We start from the raw sequence: 15,913 nt of genomic DNA, 5'->3' as shown, positions 1-15,913 counted from the left end.
GCTCGCGACGCTCTGTGTCGCAAGAGGACGCGGAACGTTCGGAACGGCATGACAATGGGGGGCGTCGCACGATAGGGAGTCACGAGAGTCGAACTATCCGTGCAGCCTCAACGCCCGGGCTTTTTCCTGCTCATGACATGTGAAAACACTGCCTGCAAATCATCCGAGGCACTGTCTTCGTCGAGGTTGAGTTTGCTGTCGATGCGGTCCATGTGATGCATCATCAGGTCGACGGCCAGCGCTGTATTACGCGACTCGATGGCGTCGATCAAGCGGGCGTGTTCGTCGTAGGAACAATGCGTGCGGTTGCCGGATTCATACTGGGCGATGATCAATGACGTCTGCGACACCAGGCTGCGCTGGAAGCTGATCAGCGGCGCATTTCTGGCGGCTACGGCCAGTTGCAGATGAAACTCTCCGGACAGGCGGATACCTGCGCCACGGTCACCACGGGCAAAGCTGTCGCGCTCGTCGCTGACCAGTTGACGCAGGTCGGCCAGTTGCTCGTCAGTGGCGTGCTCGACCGCCAGTTCAGTGATTGCCTTCTCGACCATGCGCCGGGCAAAAAACACCTGACGCGCCTCTTCAACGCTGGGGCTGGCGACCACGGCCCCCCGGTTGGGGCGCAACAATACGACACCCTCATGCCCGAGCCGCGACAAGGCGCGACGAATGATGGTGCGGCTGACACCAAAAATCTCGCCCAGCGCCTCCTCGCTCAATTTGGTACCAGGTGCCAGCCGCTGCTCCAGAATGGCATCGAAAACATGCTCGTAAACGATATCGTCCTGAGTAACGCTGCGGCTGGCGCTGCGCGGCTGTTTCTTGAGAGGCAGGGACTGGTCGTTCATGGGCACTCGTGCGCAGGTGGGTTACGGCGTCGGGACGGACGCATTGTACACAGGGCAAAACCGCAAACGCGCGCAAAAAAAAGCCCGCAGTGTGGGGCGGGCAAGAGGTATTCAGCTGCCCCGGTACGTCGAGTAGCTGTACGGCGAGATTAACAGCGGCACGTGAAAGTGCTCCTGACCTGCATCAATGCCAAAGCGCAGCACCACCTCATCCAGAAAAGCTGGCTCGTTCAGGACCACGCCGCGTGCGCGGTAGTAATCGCCGGCCTTGAAGTGCAGTTGATAGACGCCGGAGCGATACGTGTCACCTTGCAATAAAGGCGCATCGCAGCGTCCGTCGCTGTTGGTGACCGCGCTGACAAGGTGCAGCAGTTGCTGATCTTCGACACGATACAACTCAATGCGGATGGCACTGCCTGGGCAACCGTGGGCGGAATCCAGTACGTGTGTGGTCAATTTCCCCAAAACTTCACTCCTCACCCTCAGCGATCTTGAAACAGTGCACCAATGGAGTGCTCTGTGCCGTGCGACTGCAACCGATTAAGACACTTTTGAAAAAACCTGTACACAATAAAGTCTTCGCTGAGCGACAGTCGATCCCTACGCGGCTCTTCGGGCATTCAATTGACTGAAACGAAGGGAAGCAGAGGAAAAATATCAGATTTTTTCTGATTATCTGACTACTCAGGCAGGTTTCTTGCTTGCTTTGCGTGTACCAATGCACTTCAGCGAGGAAACCTACAGGGTTACCAGCCAGGGTTACAAGCTGAAAATAAAATTGTATACAATCTGCGCTTTGCAGTGCCGGCTCCGCCATCTGCACCGCACCTGTCTATTGCACATTACGCACAAAAGGAAGCTTGCAGTGAGCGCTGACTATCCACGCGACCTGATCGGTTATGGCAACAACCCGCCTCGTCCACGCTGGCCGGGCGACGCGCGCATTGCCCTGTCCTTCGTGCTGAACTACGAGGAAGGTGGCGAGCGCAATATCTTGCATGGCGACAAGGAATCAGAGGCGTTTCTGTCCGAGATGGTGGCTGCGCAGCCACTGCAGGGCCAGCGCAACATGAGCATGGAGTCGCTGTACGAGTACGGCAGCCGTGCCGGTGTATGGCGCATTCTCAAGCTGTTCAGGCAGTTCGATATTCCTCTGACTGTCTTCGCCGTGGCCATGGCCGCCCAGCGTCATCCGGATGTGATCCGCGCCATGGTTGCCGAAGGTCACGAGATCTGCAGCCACGGCTATCGCTGGATCGACTACCAGAACATGGACGAAGCCCAGGAGCGTGAGCACATGCGCCAGGCGATCCAGATCCTCACCGAGATTAGCGGCGAACGGCCGCTGGGCTGGTACACCGGTCGTACCGGCCCCAACACCCGGCGTCTGGTGATGGAGGAAGGCGGTTTTCTTTACGATTGCGACACCTATGACGACGACCTGCCGTACTGGGAGCCGAACAACCCGACCGGCAAGCCGCATCTGGTCATCCCTTATACGCTGGACACCAACGACATGCGCTTCACCCAGGTGCAGGGCTTCAACAACGGCGAACAATTCTTTCAATACCTCAAAGACGCTTTCGACGTGCTGTACGCCGAGGGCGAAGACGCACCCAAGATGCTTTCCATCGGCCTGCATTGCCGCCTGATCGGGCGCCCTGCCCGCCTTGCCGCACTCAAGCGTTTCATTGAGTACGCCAAAGGCCATGAGCAGGTGTGGTTCACTCGACGTGTCGATATCGCCCGCCACTGGCACACTGAACATCCGTTTACCGGCAAGGCGGCACAATGAGCACGTTTCAGAAGCTGACGCCCTCGAGCCTGGACAGGGATGCATTCATCGCAGCCTTTGCCGACGTCTATGAGCATTCGCCGTGGGTCGCGCAACAGGTATTCGATCAGGGCACAAGCCATGAACTGGATCAGGTCGAAGCTCTGCACGCCCGCATGAGCAGAATTCTGCTCGGGGCCACCCACGCACAACAACTGGCGCTGATCAACGCTCACCCGGATCTGGCCGGCAAGGCCGCCGTTCAGGGCGAGCTGACTCAGGCCAGTACCGATGAACAGGCCGGCGCCGGTATCCACCACTGCACGCCTGAAGAGTTTCAGCGTTTCACCGAGTTGAACGAGGCTTACAAGGCGCGTTTCGGCTTTCCGTTCATCATGGCGGTCAAGGGCAGCGACAGACATAAAATTCTGGCGGCGTTCGAGCAACGCATCCATCACTCGCCCGAGGCCGAGTTCGCTTGCGCCTTGGCCGAGATCAACAAAATCGCACTGTTTCGTCTACAGGCGCTTTGAGCGTCGCCGTTATCCACCTGTTCAGAAGGCAGACAAGAAGCATGAAAGTTTACGCCGCACCGTTCGAGAAGTTCGTGAACCTGGCCGATGCACGCCTGGGCACCAAAATCCTTTCGGTCACCGATGACTGGTTCGCCGACGCCAACCGGCTGTTCCAGCCGACCCCGGCGGTCTGGAAAGAAGGCGTGTTCGACGACAACGGCAAGTGGATGGACGGCTGGGAGTCGCGCCGCAAGCGTTTCGAAGGGTACGACAGCGCAGTGATTCGCCTCGGTGTGGCGGGAACGATCAAGGGTGTGGACATCGACACCTCGTTCTTCACCGGTAACTTCCCGCCGTCCGCGTCGCTGGAAGCGTGCTTCCTGGCTTCCGGCGAGCCGGATGAAAACACCGCCTGGACTGAGGTTCTGCCGTCCGTGGAATTGCAGGGCAACAGCCATCATTACCACGAGATCCATCACGATCAGGCGTTCAGCCATCTGCGCTTCAACATCTACCCCGACGGTGGTGTCGCGCGTCTGCGGGTCTATGGCGTGCCGCATCGCGACTGGTCGAAAGTCAGCGAAGACGAGCAGATCGACCTGGTCGCGGCACTCAACGGCGGCCGATCGGTTGCCTGCTCGGACGAACACTACGGCAGCATGAGCAACATCCTCAATCCTGGCCGGGGCGTGAATATGGGCGACGGCTGGGAGACAGCCCGCCGTCGTACACCGGGCAACGACTGGGTGATCGTGGCGCTGGGTCACAAGGGCGAGGTCGAGAAAGTCATCGTCGATACGCTGCACTTCAAGGGCAACTACCCGGACAGCTGTTCGATTCAGGGCGCTTTCGTCAAGGGCGGCACCGACAGTCAGATCGAAACCCAGAGCCTGTTCTGGCGCGAGTTGCTGCCCAGCCAGAAGCTGACCATGCATGCCGAACACGAGTTCGTCGAGCAGATCAACGCCATCGGCCCGATCACCCATATCCGCCTGAACGTTTTCCCGGACGGTGGCGTGAGCCGCCTGCGAGTGCTGGGCAAGGTGGCCAGATAACAACGCGCCGCAAGGCAACAGGCTATCGTTCCCACGCTCCGCGTGGGAATGCATTTCCGGACGCTCTGCGTCCAGTCCTGAGTGTGTGGCGCGGCGCAGAGTTGTGACGCAGAGCGTGACGAAGTGCATGTCAACGCGGAGCGTTGGCGCGATAGTCATCAATACGAATGTGCAAACGACCCACCCTCAAAACCATTGAAGAAGAACCCGCATGCGCACACTGATAATCGAGCCACTGACCAAGGAAGCCTTTGCGCCATTCGGTGATGTGATCGAAACCGACGGCAGCGATCACTTCATGATCAATAACGGCTCGACCATGCGCTTTCATCGTCTGGCTGACGTGCAGACCGCGCAGCCGGACGACAAGGCGATCATCAGCATCTTCCGCGCCGAGGCGCTGCAGATGCCGTTGACCATTGGCATGCTGGAACGGCACCCGCTGGGCAGCCAGGCATTCATTCCGCTGCTCGGTAACCCTTTTCTGATCGTGGTCGCGCCCGTTGGCGATGCGCCCGAATCAGCGCTGACCCGGGCCTTTGTCTCCAACGGCAGGCAGGGTATCAATTACCACCGCGGCGTCTGGCACCACCCGGTGCTGACGATAGAAAAGCAGGATGACTTTCTGGTGGTTGACCGCAGTGGCGAAGGCAACAACTGCGACGAGCATTACTTTGCCGAGAGCCAGTTACTGGTTCTCGACCCCCACCCACTGGAAGGGTAAAAACCGTGCTGGCACATATGATGGAATGGCTGAATCTGGGCGTGCGCTGGATTCACATGATCGTGGGCGTCGCCTGGATCGGCGCATCGTTCTACTTCGTCTGGCTGGAGAACAACCTCAACCGCAGCAATCCGCGTGACGGGTTGTCGGGGGACTTGTGGGCCATCCACGGTGGCGGTATTTACCACCTGGAGAAGTACAAGCTCGCGCCACCGACCATGCCGGAGAACCTGCACTGGTTCAAATGGGAAGCCTATTCCACCTGGCTGTCGGGCGTCGCGCTGTTGTGTGTGGTGTTCTACGCCAACCCGACGCTGTACCTGCTGGCACCGGGCAGCAGCCTGAGCGGTGCAGAAGGTGTGCACATCGGCCTGGGTTCGCTGTTTGTCGGCTGGTTCATCTACAGCTTCCTGTGCGACTCGCCGCTGGGTAAGCGCCCTGCACTGCTGGGCCTGATTCTTTTCCTGTTGCTGGTCGCGGCGGCTTACGGGTTCAGCAAGGTGTTCAGCGGTCGTGGTGCGTACCTGCACGTGGGCGCGATCATGGGCACCATCATGGTCGGCAACGTCTTCCGCATCATCATGCCAGCCCAGCGAGCGCTGGTCGCCGCCATCGCCGAGAACCGCACGCCGGACCCGAGTCTGCCCGCAAAGGGCCTGCTGCGTTCGCGGCACAACAACTACTTCACCCTGCCTGTGCTGTTCATCATGATCAGCAACCACTTTCCGAGCACTTACGGCAGTGAATACAACTGGCTGATTCTGGCGGGCATCGCCCTCCTGGCGGTGTTGGTGCGCCACTATTTCAATACACGGCATGACAGCCATCGATTCGCCTGGACCCTGCCGGTCGCCGCGCTGGGCATGCTCTGCCTGGCGTATGTCACCGGCCCTGCGCAACCACCGGCAAAAATCGTTTATCAACCGCTGCCCGGCACGGCAGTCGGTGGCCATCGGGCCGATGAAAAGCCCTTGGCACCCGCAGTTGCACCGGTCGAGGCAAAGCCTGCCGACAGCGGTGCGGATTTCACCAAAGTGTACGAAGTGATCCAGCATCGCTGCACGGTGTGCCACTCGGCCACGCCGACCAGCCAGCTGTTCAGCGTTGCGCCTGCCGGGGTGATGTTCGATACGCCGGAACAAATCCAGCAACAGGCCCAGCGCATCAAGGCGCAGGCCGTCACCTCGCCGATCATGCCGCTGGGCAATATCACCCAGATGACCCAGCAGGAGCGCGAACGGGTCGGAGCATGGATCGATCAGGGCGCACCTATCAACTGATAAAGGCAGCGCCGCGCCCCACTTTCGCTCCAGACGCCCTGCGCTGGAGCACTTGAGCCCGGCAGCGCGAGTCAGTATCCTCCGCCGCCGCTGCAAAACCGGACCACCATTCCCCCGTACGTTGAATCTGACCGAACAGCCAACTAGCTGACTGAGCAGTCAGGACTCTCTCGACCCGGAAAAATGACTTGAAACCGACACGTTAGTACCGGTTTGAAGATTACTTGAACTTTTTTCATGGATTGGCGCAGCTCTTGCTAACAACACAAAGCTGACCAGACAGACAAATTACTGCAACCACAGACAAGGCGTCACTCAGAGAACGCCGGTCTGAAAAATCACGATCTATCTCAAGGGGCTTACCGAATGAACCGTACGTTTTCCAGCGTATTACTGGCCAGCAGTCTGCTGGCCGCCGCGCCAGCCATGGCCGGGGATATTTTCCAGTGGCAGAGCAACAGCCTGACCTACCTCAACGGGCGGGACTTTGCGGTCAATCCGGAAAACCAGCAGACGTTCACCTTTGAACATGCTGACAGCTGGAAGTACGGCGACAACTTCTTCTTCGTCGACAAGATCTTCTACAACGGCAAGAAAGATGCGACCGCCGGTGACAATACCTATTACGGGGAATTCTCGCCCCGCCTGTCGCTGGGCAAGATAACTGGCCAGAAGTTCGAGTTCGGTCCGATCACCGATGTGCTGATCGCTGCAACTTACGAGTTCGGCGAAGGCGATAACGAGTCGTACCTGATCGGCCCGGCGTTCGATTTGAAGATTCCGGGTTTCGATTACTTCCAGCTCAACTTCTACCAGCGTCAGACCGAAGGCAACCGTCCGGGCGATGGCGTCTGGCAGATCACCCCGGTCTGGTCCTACACCATTCCTGCGGGTAAATCCGATGTGCTGATCGACGGGTTCATGGACTGGGTGGTGGACAACGACAAGACATCGCGTGGCACTTACCACTCCAACCTGCACTTCAACCCGCAGATCAAATATGACCTGGGCAAGGCGCTGAACTACCCGGAGCGTCAGCTGTACGTCGGTATCGAATACGATTACTGGACCAACAAATACGGCATCAAGGACAGCAGCGCCTTCGAAACCGACCAGAACACCGCGAGCTTGCTGGTGAAGGTGTTCTTCTAAGCGATCCGGTTGTGACTCTCGTTCCCGCGCTCAGCGCGGGAATGCATTTCTGAAGCCTCTGCGCGACGCCCCCTCACTCACTTACTGGCGGTTTTCCAGACCTTGCCAATCAACGTCACCACCAGCACCAGCACCGCTCCGGCAATGATTCCCGCGACCGCATCGATCAGGGTCGGAACAATCATCGACAGCCCCCCCACGGCACCCGCCGCCGCTTCAGTAACGCCTTCGACCCAATGATGAGCGAATGGCAAACCGTGGACCAGAATCCCGCCGCCGACCATGAACATGGCTGCAGTACCGACGATCGACAGCACTTTCATCAAGACCGGTGCCAGCCACAGCAAGGCGTCACCGATCTTCTGTGCCGCAGAACTTGCCGTCTTTTTCAGGTACAGGCCCAGATCGTCCAGCTTGACGATACCCGCCACAAGGCCATAGACACCCACGGTAATCAGTACCGCGACGATAACCAGCACGCCGACCTGATCCATGAATGGTCTGGCCGACACCACGCCCAGCGCCAGAACGATAATTTCCGCCGAAAGAATGAAGTCCGTACGAATCGCGCCCTTGATGCGCTCTTTTTCGAACGCGACCATGTCCACGGATGCATCCGTGGTCGCCTGCTTGCGCTGGTCGTGCTCTTCGCCGGTGTCTGGATGCAGCCATTTATGGGCGATTTTCTCGAAGCCTTCGAAACACAGGAACGCACCGCCAATCATCAGCAAAGGCAGAATCGCCCAAGGTGCGAAAGCGCTGATCAGCAACGCTGCAGGAACCAGAATGGCCTTGTTGAGCAGCGACCCTTTGGCCACGGCCCAGACAACCGGCAATTCACGATCCGCTGAAACACCGGTGACCTGTTGGGCATTGAGCGCCAGATCATCACCCAGCACACCCGCAGTTTTCTTGGTGGCCAGCGCCACGTCGTCGAGCAGGGTCGCAATATCGTCAAGCAGGGTAAGCAAGCTTCCAGCAGCCAAAATGAAAATCCTTGAGCAAGTAAAAAAGCAAACGGCGCTTGGTGAACCACGCGCCAGGGCCAACCGTGTGGCAGCAAACAACTCTGACCTTCATCAGGCGTGAACGTTTGACGCTGCAAGCACCAGACAGGCCACGCCGAACTCTTCAGATGTGCAACTGAGTGGTCGACACCACTTGGCGCAACCCCATGAACGACCGAATCTGTCTGACACCGGGCAAGTACAGCAACTGTTCGGCGTGCAGGCGGTTGAAGCTCTGACTGTCCTTGGTGCGCAACAACATGAAGTAGTCGAACTCGCCGGTGACGACATGAAACTCCATGCAGCCGGAAACCTTCTGCGCGGCGGCTTCGAATTGCGCGAATGAGTCCGGCGTCGAGCGATCCAGTACGACACCGATCAGCACCACCATGCCTGCATCCAGGACATCGCCATTGAGCAGCGCTACCACGCCCTTGATCACACCCGCCTCTTTCAGCCGCTCGACACGCCGCAAGCATGCAGGCGGACTCAGTTTGACCTTTTCGGCAAGTGCCACATTGGAAATGGACGCGTCGCGCTGCAGGGCCTTGAGAATGGCCCGGTCAATCCTGTCCAGCAGCGGAGCCACGTCGATTCCGGACTTTCTAGCGCGTTCATTTATTGCTTTCATAATAAAATTCACACACTAAAAGTTTATTTGATTCAGTTCAGACTAACGTTTGTTTTGTAGATAGACAATTATTTGCAACCACGATAATGCGCCTATTTCCTATGATGGGAGCCATGCCGGGCAGCGCGATAAAGACATCGAGACCCACCTTCAACGCCCGGATCAACTTATCAACGGAGACCCGATATGAACCTGAGCAAGTTCAAGCGCTACCCTCTGACCTTCGGCCCCTCGCCCATTACTCCCCTGAAACGCTTGAGCGAGCATCTGGGCGGCAAGGTCGAGTTGTATGCCAAACGCGAAGATTGCAACAGCGGCCTGGCATTTGGCGGTAACAAGACTCGCAAACTGGAATACCTGGTACCGGAAGCCCTCGAAGGCGGCTATGACACACTGGTGTCGATCGGCGGCATCCAGTCCAATCAGACGCGTCAGGTGGCGGCTGTGGCGGCGCATCTGGGCATGAAATGCGTGCTGGTTCAGGAAAACTGGGTCAACTACTCGGACGCCCTGTATGACCGGGTCGGCAATATCGAGATGTCGCGCATCATGGGCGCCGACGTACGCCTGGACTCGGCAGGTTTTGACATCGGCATCCGCCCAAGCTGGGAAAAGGCCATGGCCGATGTCGTGGAGAGCGGTGGCAAACCGTTTCCGATTCCGGCAGGTTGCTCGGAACACCCTTATGGCGGCCTGGGGTTTGTGCGTTTTGCCGATGAAGTTCGTCAGCAGGAAGAAGAACTGGGCTTCAAATTCGACTACATCGTGGTCTGCTCGGTGACGGGCAGCACACATGCCGGGATGCTGGTCGGCTTCGCTGCCGATGGCCGTGCGCAGCGGGTGATCGGTATCGACGCCTCGGCCAAGCCGGACAAAACCCGCGAGCAGGTCCTGCGCATTGCCCAGAACACTGCAAAACTGGTGGAACTGGGTCGCGACATCACCGCTGAAGACGTGGTGCTCGACACCCGCTACGCCTACCCCGAATACGGCCTGCCCAACGATGGCACCCTTGAAGCCATTCGTCTTTGCGCGCGCCTTGAGGGCGTGCTGACCGACCCGGTCTACGAAGGCAAATCCATGCACGGGATGATCGACATGGTGCGCAACGGCGAATTCCCCGAAGGCTCGAAAGTGCTCTACGCCCACCTCGGCGGCGTACCGGCGTTGAATGCCTACAGTTTTCTGTTCAAGGACGGTTGAGCCAAAAGTGCTCCTGCAGTCGATAGCACCCTTCGACTGCAGTACTTTCTGCTAAACCCGAAAATACTTCTGCAGCGCCTGCGCCAGCAAACTCACCGCCTCATCGGTCTGTGACGACGGCGAGCGCAGGAAGACGATTTCGTGCTCGGGTATCTCAGGCAGGTCATCGAGAATCTGCATGGCTTCCGTGACCCCGCTCCGATCGATTAGGCTGATCGCCAGGCCTGCTTCCACACAGGCTTTGATGGCTTGATTGGACGGGCTTTCGAGGACTACGCGGGTCTTGCGGCCGTTGGCTTTGAGTGACGTCATCATGGCTTCTCGGTAAGGACATTGAGCCGCGTGGATGGCCAGCGGCAACGGGTCCGTGGATGCCAGTACGCCCCTTGCCGGCCCGACCCAGACCGGCTTGGTCGATACCAGAAATTGCGTATCGGCACTCAGTTGCCCTTTGGGTTGCGCGATCACGGCTGTCTGCAACTTGCCGCGAGCAACGTGCTCGCGCAGGGCGTAGCTGGGTGCGGATTTCAATTCCAGCACCACATTGGGCCACGCGGCCGCGAACACCGGCAGGATGTCGCGAATGACATGCACAGCGTACTCATCCGGAACGCCCAGCGTGATGCGTCCGGCCAGATGAGTGCCTTGCAGATCCGCCAGCACCCGGTCATGCGTGGACAACAACTCTGTCGTCGACAACAGCAAGCGCTTGCCCAGCGCCGTCAGCGACACTGCCTGATTGTCCCGGTTGAGCAAGCGTCCGCCTGCCACGGCCTCAAGGCGCTGAATATGCACGCTCACCGCTGCCGGGCTTTTATGAAGTTGCTCGGCGGCTGCGGAAAACTTTCCTATTCGCGCCACCGCGTGAAAGGTGCGCAACAGTTCGATGTCCAGAATGGCGGCCATGGTTCAGTTTTAATGAATAACTCATGCAGTTAATTTTGATTTATTAGACTACGCCGGTTTCGTAACCTGTGTCCATGAACCCACACCTGTCGATTGCTCCGAACGTCTCGCGGCCTGCCTGGCATCAGGCCATCCCCCTTCCCCTGCTTGAAGCGGCGCTGATTCTGACCTGGAGTTCCGGCTTCGTCGGTGCGCGCTTTTCGCTTGAACACGCGCCGCCGCTGCTGGTGGTGTTCTGGCGCTGTGTGGTGGTCACCCTGATCCTGCTTCCCTTCGTCGCCAGGCAATTTAAAACGATCCCGCCTGCCACGCTGTTGAAAAATGCGGGTATCGGTCTGCTGGCCATGACCGGCTACGTCGCCGGTGTCACGCAAGGCATAGCAATGGGCGTACCCGCGGGGCTGGCTGCGCTGTTCGCCGATTTGTTGCCGATGGGCATGGCGCTTCTGGCTGCCGGGGTACTCGGCCAGCGACTTGTCTGGCAAATATGGGCGGGCCTGGGAGTGGGTCTGGTCGGTGTGGTACTGGTCACGTACAGCGCACTTGCGGTGGGAGATGCGCCGTTGTGGGCATATGGTCTGCCATTACTGGGCATGCTGTCGCTGGCCATCGCGACGCTGTGGCAAAAACACGCCACGGCGGCGCGGCCCATGGACCTGCTCCCCAACCTGTGGCTGCAATGTCTTGTATCGAGCATCGCGTTTGCCATCATCCAGGGAACACAGGGCAGCCTGGCCCCGATCCCCAGTACCGGGTTTGCGCTTAGCGTGATATGGACGGTGGGGCTGGCGACGCTTGGCGGCTACGGGCTTTACTGGGTGTGCCTACGCCGCGCAACGGCTACCCGCGTCGCCAGCGTGCTGTACCTCAGCCCACCGGTGACCATGCTCTGGGCCTGGGCAATGTTCAACGAACCGTTGTCCTGGCAGATAGCGGCAGGCATGGCAGTGTCAGGCATCGGGGTGTGGATGGTGGTCCGGGCGGAAGAGCGCCAGGTCACCTCGTGACGCTGTCACGAGGCGCCTGACGCCGGGGCTCAGATCCTGAAACGCGCAACCATGCTCTGCAAATCGCTACCCAGACGCACCAGTTCTACAGTCGACGCTGCACTTTGCTCGGAGGCAGATGCGGATTGATCAGCGATGTCGCGTACGCTGAGCACGCTGCGGTTGATTTCGTCGGTCACTGCGCTCTGCTGCTCGGCAGCGGCAGAAATCTGCTGGCTCATCTGTTCGATCGTACCGATGGACTGATTGATCTCAACCAGCGCCTGCTCGGCCTGACGAGCCAGCACCACAGTGCCTTCGGTGCGTTGCAGGCTCGCATCCATCAGGCCCGATGCGGCACCTGTGCCCTTTTGCAGGGCCTGGATCAGCGCTTCGATTTCGGTTGTGGAGTTCTGCGTACGCTGAGCCAGCGAGCGTACTTCGTCAGCCACCACCGCAAAACCGCGCCCCTGCTCGCCCGCCCGTGCGGCCTCGATGGCGGCGTTGAGCGCCAGCAGATTGGTCTGTTCGGCGACGGCCTTGATCACGTCAATCACGCTGCCGATCTTGCCGCTGTCTTCGGTCAGGCGCTGCATGGCTTCGCCCAGTTGCTTCACTTCACCGGCCAACTGGCCGATTTCGCGAGTGGCATGCTGCACCACACTGCTGCCGTGAGCGGCACGCTCGCTGGCCTGTTTGGCGGCCAGTGAAGCGTCTTCGGTGTTGCGCGCAACTTCCTGCACGGTAGACGCCATTTCGTTCATGGCGGTCGCCACCTGATCGACCTCGTTTTTTTGCAGAGTGACGCCCGCGCTGGTCTGTTCGCTGACAGCGGACAGTTGCTCGGCCGCCGTGGCGATCTGCGTCACGCCGTTGCCAATGCCGCCGATCAGGCCGCGCAGTGAAACGGTCATATGCTGCATGGTGTTCTGCAACAGACCGAGTTCGTCCTGGCGGGTGGTGCTGGTGTCGTGAGTCAGATCACCGTCGGCGATCCGGCGCGCTGCAATCACGGTGTCGTTCAACGGCACGGTGATCTGACGGGTGATCAGGAACGCGGCGAAGATGCCGATCAGCAGCACCACCAGCGCCACACTCAGCAACTGAACAACGGCAGTGCCCTGTTCTTTTTTGGCGCTGACCACTTGCTGTGCCATCAAGTCGTCGGCCCGTGCAGCGGTGCCGATGGATTGCTGTTGCAGATTGCTACGAACCTGATCGGTTTGCTGCAGCATTTCCGAAATTGACGCCATCAGCACTTTGTACTGTTTCAGCGCGTTCAGTGCGGTGTCCACGGCAGCGTTCGCTTCATTGGGCAACTGGCTGCGCGCAGCCGCTACCTGGGCGATCAGTGCGTCGGCAGCGTTGTAGGTGGCCTGACGGTTATCGGCGGTCGGGATACTCAGATAACGGCGAAACACCAGGCGGAAGTTGGTCATGCCATTGCGCAAGTCGCCGGCAATCTTGACCTGTTTGATGCCGGTTTCATCCGGAGCCCGCAACGTGTCGTCGATGGTCTTTTGCAGCAGGTTTTCGAACGTGGCACTGACATCGTCCGAGACCTTGATCAAGGGTTTCAAGGCGTCATCAACTTTCTGGTTGATGCTGACCAACTGATCGAAGGTCTGCTTCAGGCCGCCCACCTGTTCCTTGATGTCACGCAGCCTGGCCAGGTTGCTCGACACCACGAACACTTGCAGACCTTCATCGACACTGCGGCTCAACGTATCCAGAGCACTGGCGTAGGTCTGTATCCCGGCAGGGCTTGGGCCTGTGGCATAGGCTTGTGCGGCGATCCGGGCATTCAGAACATCCGTCTTGATTTCAAACACCTTGCCACTTTTGCCAAGGCGCTCGATCAACAGGTTGGTACTGGAGTAACCGATGGCGGTGACGGTCAGTACGCCCAGCAAAATAGCGGCAAAGCCCAGCCCCAGTTTTTTGCTGACTTTCAAGTTGTCCAACCATTTCGCGCTCATTCAGTGTGTGCCTTTGATTTTTCGGGATGCCCGTAAATCGGCGCTGAAAGGCTTAACTTGATAGACAGCGTGATTGGAATAACTGATGGGTCGATAGAGCAGACCGTGTACCCCTTGAATTACGGGGCAAGGAGCAATGATTAAGATTTATTTAACTGCTCAGGACAGTCGTGTTTCGGATGACTGGCAAGGTAGCCTGCCCGGAATGCCATTTACGCGTCACCGATGTGCTGAAGGGCGAAACCGAGCCTTGCCACGCAGCGATTGCCGCGAGCGTGGCGATAAAGTGCACACGCATCATTGATCATTGGCCGCATGCCGAGTACAAAACCCAGTGCCTTTTTGATCGTGCAAGGAGCAACGGATGCTGGAACTGAACACCGAACGGCTGTACCTGCGGACCCTGGTCGACAGTGACTGGCGGCTGTTTCTGAGGCTGCACTCCGAACCTCAGACCATGCAGTACGTATTTGGAGAAATCGAAGAAGAGCAAATCCGCAAGGGCTTCGATCATCGCCTCCCGGTCTGGACGCCGCAGTCCGATCACTGGCTGTGCCTGGTGGTCATCGACAGGCACAGCCGCGTGGAGCTTGGGGTCAGCGGCTTTCGCATCCTGTCGCCTGGCCATGCCGAAGTGGGCTGTCTGCTGCTGCCGGAACATCAAGGCAAGGGCTTCGGCACAGAGTCACGCCGCGCAATCATCGACTACGCCGCCGACATCGGGCTTGAGTCACTGGAATCGACCGTGACCGATGGCAACATCGCCTCCTGCAAGGTTCTGGAAAAGTGCGGTTTCTCTTTCGAGCGCCGAGTCCCGCACGCCTATCAGATCGGCGACCAATGGTTCGACGACCTGATATACCACCTGCACCTGAGCTGATGAGCCCCCAGCCCGGCGTTCGCCGTCAGGCTGCAAGCAGCTCAAGCCTTGGGCCGCCCTCCCAGAATCGTCACACGCTCACCATAGCGCGAGTGCGGAAAGTAATCCCAGACTGCGTGGTGCTGGGTGCAACGGTTATCCCAGAACACCAGTGTGTTCGGCTCCCAGCGCACGCGGCAACTGAGACAGGGCTCTCGTGCGATCAGCTCGAACAGCATGTTCAGCACCGTGCGGCTCTCTCCTGCGGACAGTTGCACAATATGTGAGGTGAACCCGGAATTGACAAACAGGCTGCGGCGTCCCGTTTCAGGGTGGCGCACCACCACCGGGTGCTCGCTTTTCGGAAGGTTGGCAGGCGGCTGATAGCCTTTCCACGGGATCTCGCCATCGTGAATGGCCGTCAGTTCGCCGAGAAACCGTTGCATTGCCGGTGAGAGCATTTCAATTGCCAGGTGCATGTTGGCAAACAGCGTATCGCCACCGGTTCCGATGGCGGGCGTCTCTTTGACATACAGCATCGAGCCCATCGACGGTTCCGGGTCAGCGGTGCCATCGGTGTGCCACAGCTCGCCGGCGGCGAAGCGCGACTGGGCGTTGGCGCGAACCACGACCAGTTCCGGATCATCGCCATCGATACTGTCTACCGGCAAGGTGCGTAGCGGACCGAACAGGCGGCCAAAGGCTTTGTGCTGTTCGACGGTCAGATGCTGGTCGCGAAACACCAGGACATGATTTTCCAGGAACGCCCGGCGGATTTCCTCCAGTTGCTCCTCGCCAGTCGGCTGCGAAAGGTCCACACCGCTGACTTCTGCACCAATGATGGGTGTCAGGCGATTAACAGTGATGCTGTGATAGGGCGCACGAGGTGTGCCTGCGATACCTTCGATGGCCTTGAGTGCCAGTTGATCCATGATCCGTCACCTTTGAATTGTCGGCATGGCCGATCACCATGCCCGTGATTCGTTTACGC

General features: G+C 58.9%; 16 protein-coding genes and 1 pseudogene. 9 read left to right on the top strand and 8 right to left on the bottom strand.

Features of this window, described 5'->3' with window-relative positions; all coding sequences use genetic code 11:
* Nucleotides 1-107: 107 nt before the first annotated feature.
* Entirely contained in the window at nt 108-851 is a 744-nt protein-coding gene (locus tag MME58_RS09235) for a GntR family transcriptional regulator (protein WP_055006237.1), read from the bottom strand.
* Nucleotides 852-962: 111 nt separating this feature from the next.
* The gene (uraH, locus tag MME58_RS09230) at nt 963-1,316 is read right to left on the bottom strand and encodes a hydroxyisourate hydrolase (protein WP_054988472.1); all 354 of its coding nucleotides are present in this window, start codon (nt 1,314-1,316) and stop codon (nt 963-965) included.
* A gap of 400 nt (nt 1,317-1,716) precedes the next feature.
* On the opposite strand from uraH, the gene puuE reads away from it, so the two are divergent.
* The 6 genes from puuE (at nt 1,717) to MME58_RS09200 (ending at nt 7,351) form a co-directional block, all read left to right on the top strand.
* Nucleotides 1,717-2,646 (top strand): allantoinase PuuE, encoded by a 930-nt coding sequence (puuE, locus tag MME58_RS09225; protein WP_055006239.1) that lies wholly within the window; start codon nt 1,717-1,719, stop codon nt 2,644-2,646.
* Nucleotides 2,643-3,158, top strand: a complete 516-nt coding sequence (uraD, locus tag MME58_RS09220) for a 2-oxo-4-hydroxy-4-carboxy-5-ureidoimidazoline decarboxylase (RefSeq protein ID WP_055006240.1) — start codon at nt 2,643-2,645, stop codon at nt 3,156-3,158. The genes puuE and uraD overlap by 4 nt, the downstream gene beginning before the upstream one ends.
* Before the next feature lie 41 nt (nt 3,159-3,199).
* Nucleotides 3,200-4,195, top strand: coding sequence for an allantoicase (gene alc, locus MME58_RS09215; protein ID WP_055006241.1), 996 nt, complete (start codon nt 3,200-3,202; stop codon nt 4,193-4,195).
* Between the two features lie 211 nt (nt 4,196-4,406).
* Nucleotides 4,407-4,919, top strand: a complete 513-nt coding sequence (locus tag MME58_RS09210) for an ureidoglycolate lyase (protein WP_055006242.1) — start codon at nt 4,407-4,409, stop codon at nt 4,917-4,919.
* A 5-nt stretch (nt 4,920-4,924) separates the two neighbouring features.
* Nucleotides 4,925-6,199, top strand: a complete 1,275-nt coding sequence (locus MME58_RS09205) for a urate hydroxylase PuuD (RefSeq protein ID WP_055006243.1) — start codon at nt 4,925-4,927, stop codon at nt 6,197-6,199.
* 366 nt (nt 6,200-6,565) lie between these two features.
* Complete coding sequence (locus MME58_RS09200; RefSeq protein ID WP_055006244.1) at nt 6,566-7,351, top strand: outer membrane protein OmpK; 786 nt, start codon at nt 6,566-6,568, stop codon at nt 7,349-7,351.
* 77 nt (nt 7,352-7,428) lie between these two features.
* Here MME58_RS09200 and MME58_RS09195 read toward each other — a convergent pair whose 3' ends face one another.
* Together MME58_RS09195 and MME58_RS09190 are read right to left on the bottom strand one after the other, a co-directional pair.
* Nucleotides 7,429-8,337: a DUF808 domain-containing protein gene (locus MME58_RS09195; protein ID WP_054988479.1), complete on the bottom strand. Its 909-nt coding sequence runs from the start codon at nt 8,335-8,337 to the stop codon at nt 7,429-7,431.
* 145 nt (nt 8,338-8,482) lie between these two features.
* Entirely contained in the window at nt 8,483-8,989 is a 507-nt protein-coding gene (locus tag MME58_RS09190; RefSeq protein WP_054988480.1) for an Lrp/AsnC family transcriptional regulator, read from the bottom strand.
* A gap of 186 nt (nt 8,990-9,175) precedes the next feature.
* Here MME58_RS09190 and MME58_RS09185 point away from each other — a divergent pair, with 186 nt between their 5' ends.
* Nucleotides 9,176-10,192 (top strand): 1-aminocyclopropane-1-carboxylate deaminase, encoded by a 1,017-nt coding sequence (locus MME58_RS09185; protein WP_054988481.1) that lies wholly within the window; start codon nt 9,176-9,178, stop codon nt 10,190-10,192.
* Between the two features lie 51 nt (nt 10,193-10,243).
* On the opposite strand, the gene MME58_RS09180 is transcribed toward MME58_RS09185, so the two are convergent.
* Entirely contained in the window at nt 10,244-11,098 is an 855-nt protein-coding gene (locus MME58_RS09180) for a LysR family transcriptional regulator (RefSeq protein ID WP_055006245.1), read from the bottom strand.
* A gap of 74 nt (nt 11,099-11,172) precedes the next feature.
* Between MME58_RS09180 and MME58_RS09175 the strand changes: the two genes are divergently transcribed.
* A complete protein-coding gene (locus MME58_RS09175; RefSeq protein WP_122297193.1) occupies nt 11,173-12,105 on the top strand; it encodes a DMT family transporter in 933 nt (310 codons plus the stop codon).
* A 29-nt stretch (nt 12,106-12,134) separates the two neighbouring features.
* Here the strand turns inward: MME58_RS09175 and MME58_RS27780 are convergent, their stop codons facing one another.
* Together MME58_RS27780 and MME58_RS27775 are read right to left on the bottom strand one after the other, a co-directional pair.
* Nucleotides 12,135-12,839 (bottom strand): methyl-accepting chemotaxis protein, encoded by a 705-nt coding sequence (locus tag MME58_RS27780; RefSeq protein WP_395514274.1) that lies wholly within the window; start codon nt 12,837-12,839, stop codon nt 12,135-12,137.
* Between the two features lie 201 nt (nt 12,840-13,040).
* A pseudogene (locus tag MME58_RS27775) lies at nt 13,041-14,063 on the bottom strand (methyl-accepting chemotaxis protein); the annotation flags it as partial.
* A gap of 364 nt (nt 14,064-14,427) precedes the next feature.
* Here MME58_RS27775 and MME58_RS09165 point away from each other — a divergent pair.
* On the top strand, nt 14,428-14,943 hold the full coding sequence (locus tag MME58_RS09165; protein ID WP_055006704.1) for a GNAT family N-acetyltransferase: 516 nt from the start codon (nt 14,428-14,430) through the stop codon (nt 14,941-14,943).
* Between the two features lie 41 nt (nt 14,944-14,984).
* Here the strand turns inward: MME58_RS09165 and MME58_RS09160 are convergent, their stop codons facing one another.
* Nucleotides 14,985-15,854, bottom strand: a complete 870-nt coding sequence (locus MME58_RS09160) for a TauD/TfdA dioxygenase family protein (protein ID WP_055006705.1) — start codon at nt 15,852-15,854, stop codon at nt 14,985-14,987.
* Nucleotides 15,855-15,913 lie beyond the last annotated feature (59 nt).

Source organism: Pseudomonas syringae pv. tagetis (genome assembly GCF_022557255.1).
Lineage (GTDB): Bacteria > Pseudomonadota > Gammaproteobacteria > Pseudomonadales > Pseudomonadaceae > Aquipseudomonas > Aquipseudomonas caricapapayae.
Note: the sequence above shows the minus strand (reverse complement) of the source record. Positions and strands in the feature narration are given on the sequence as shown.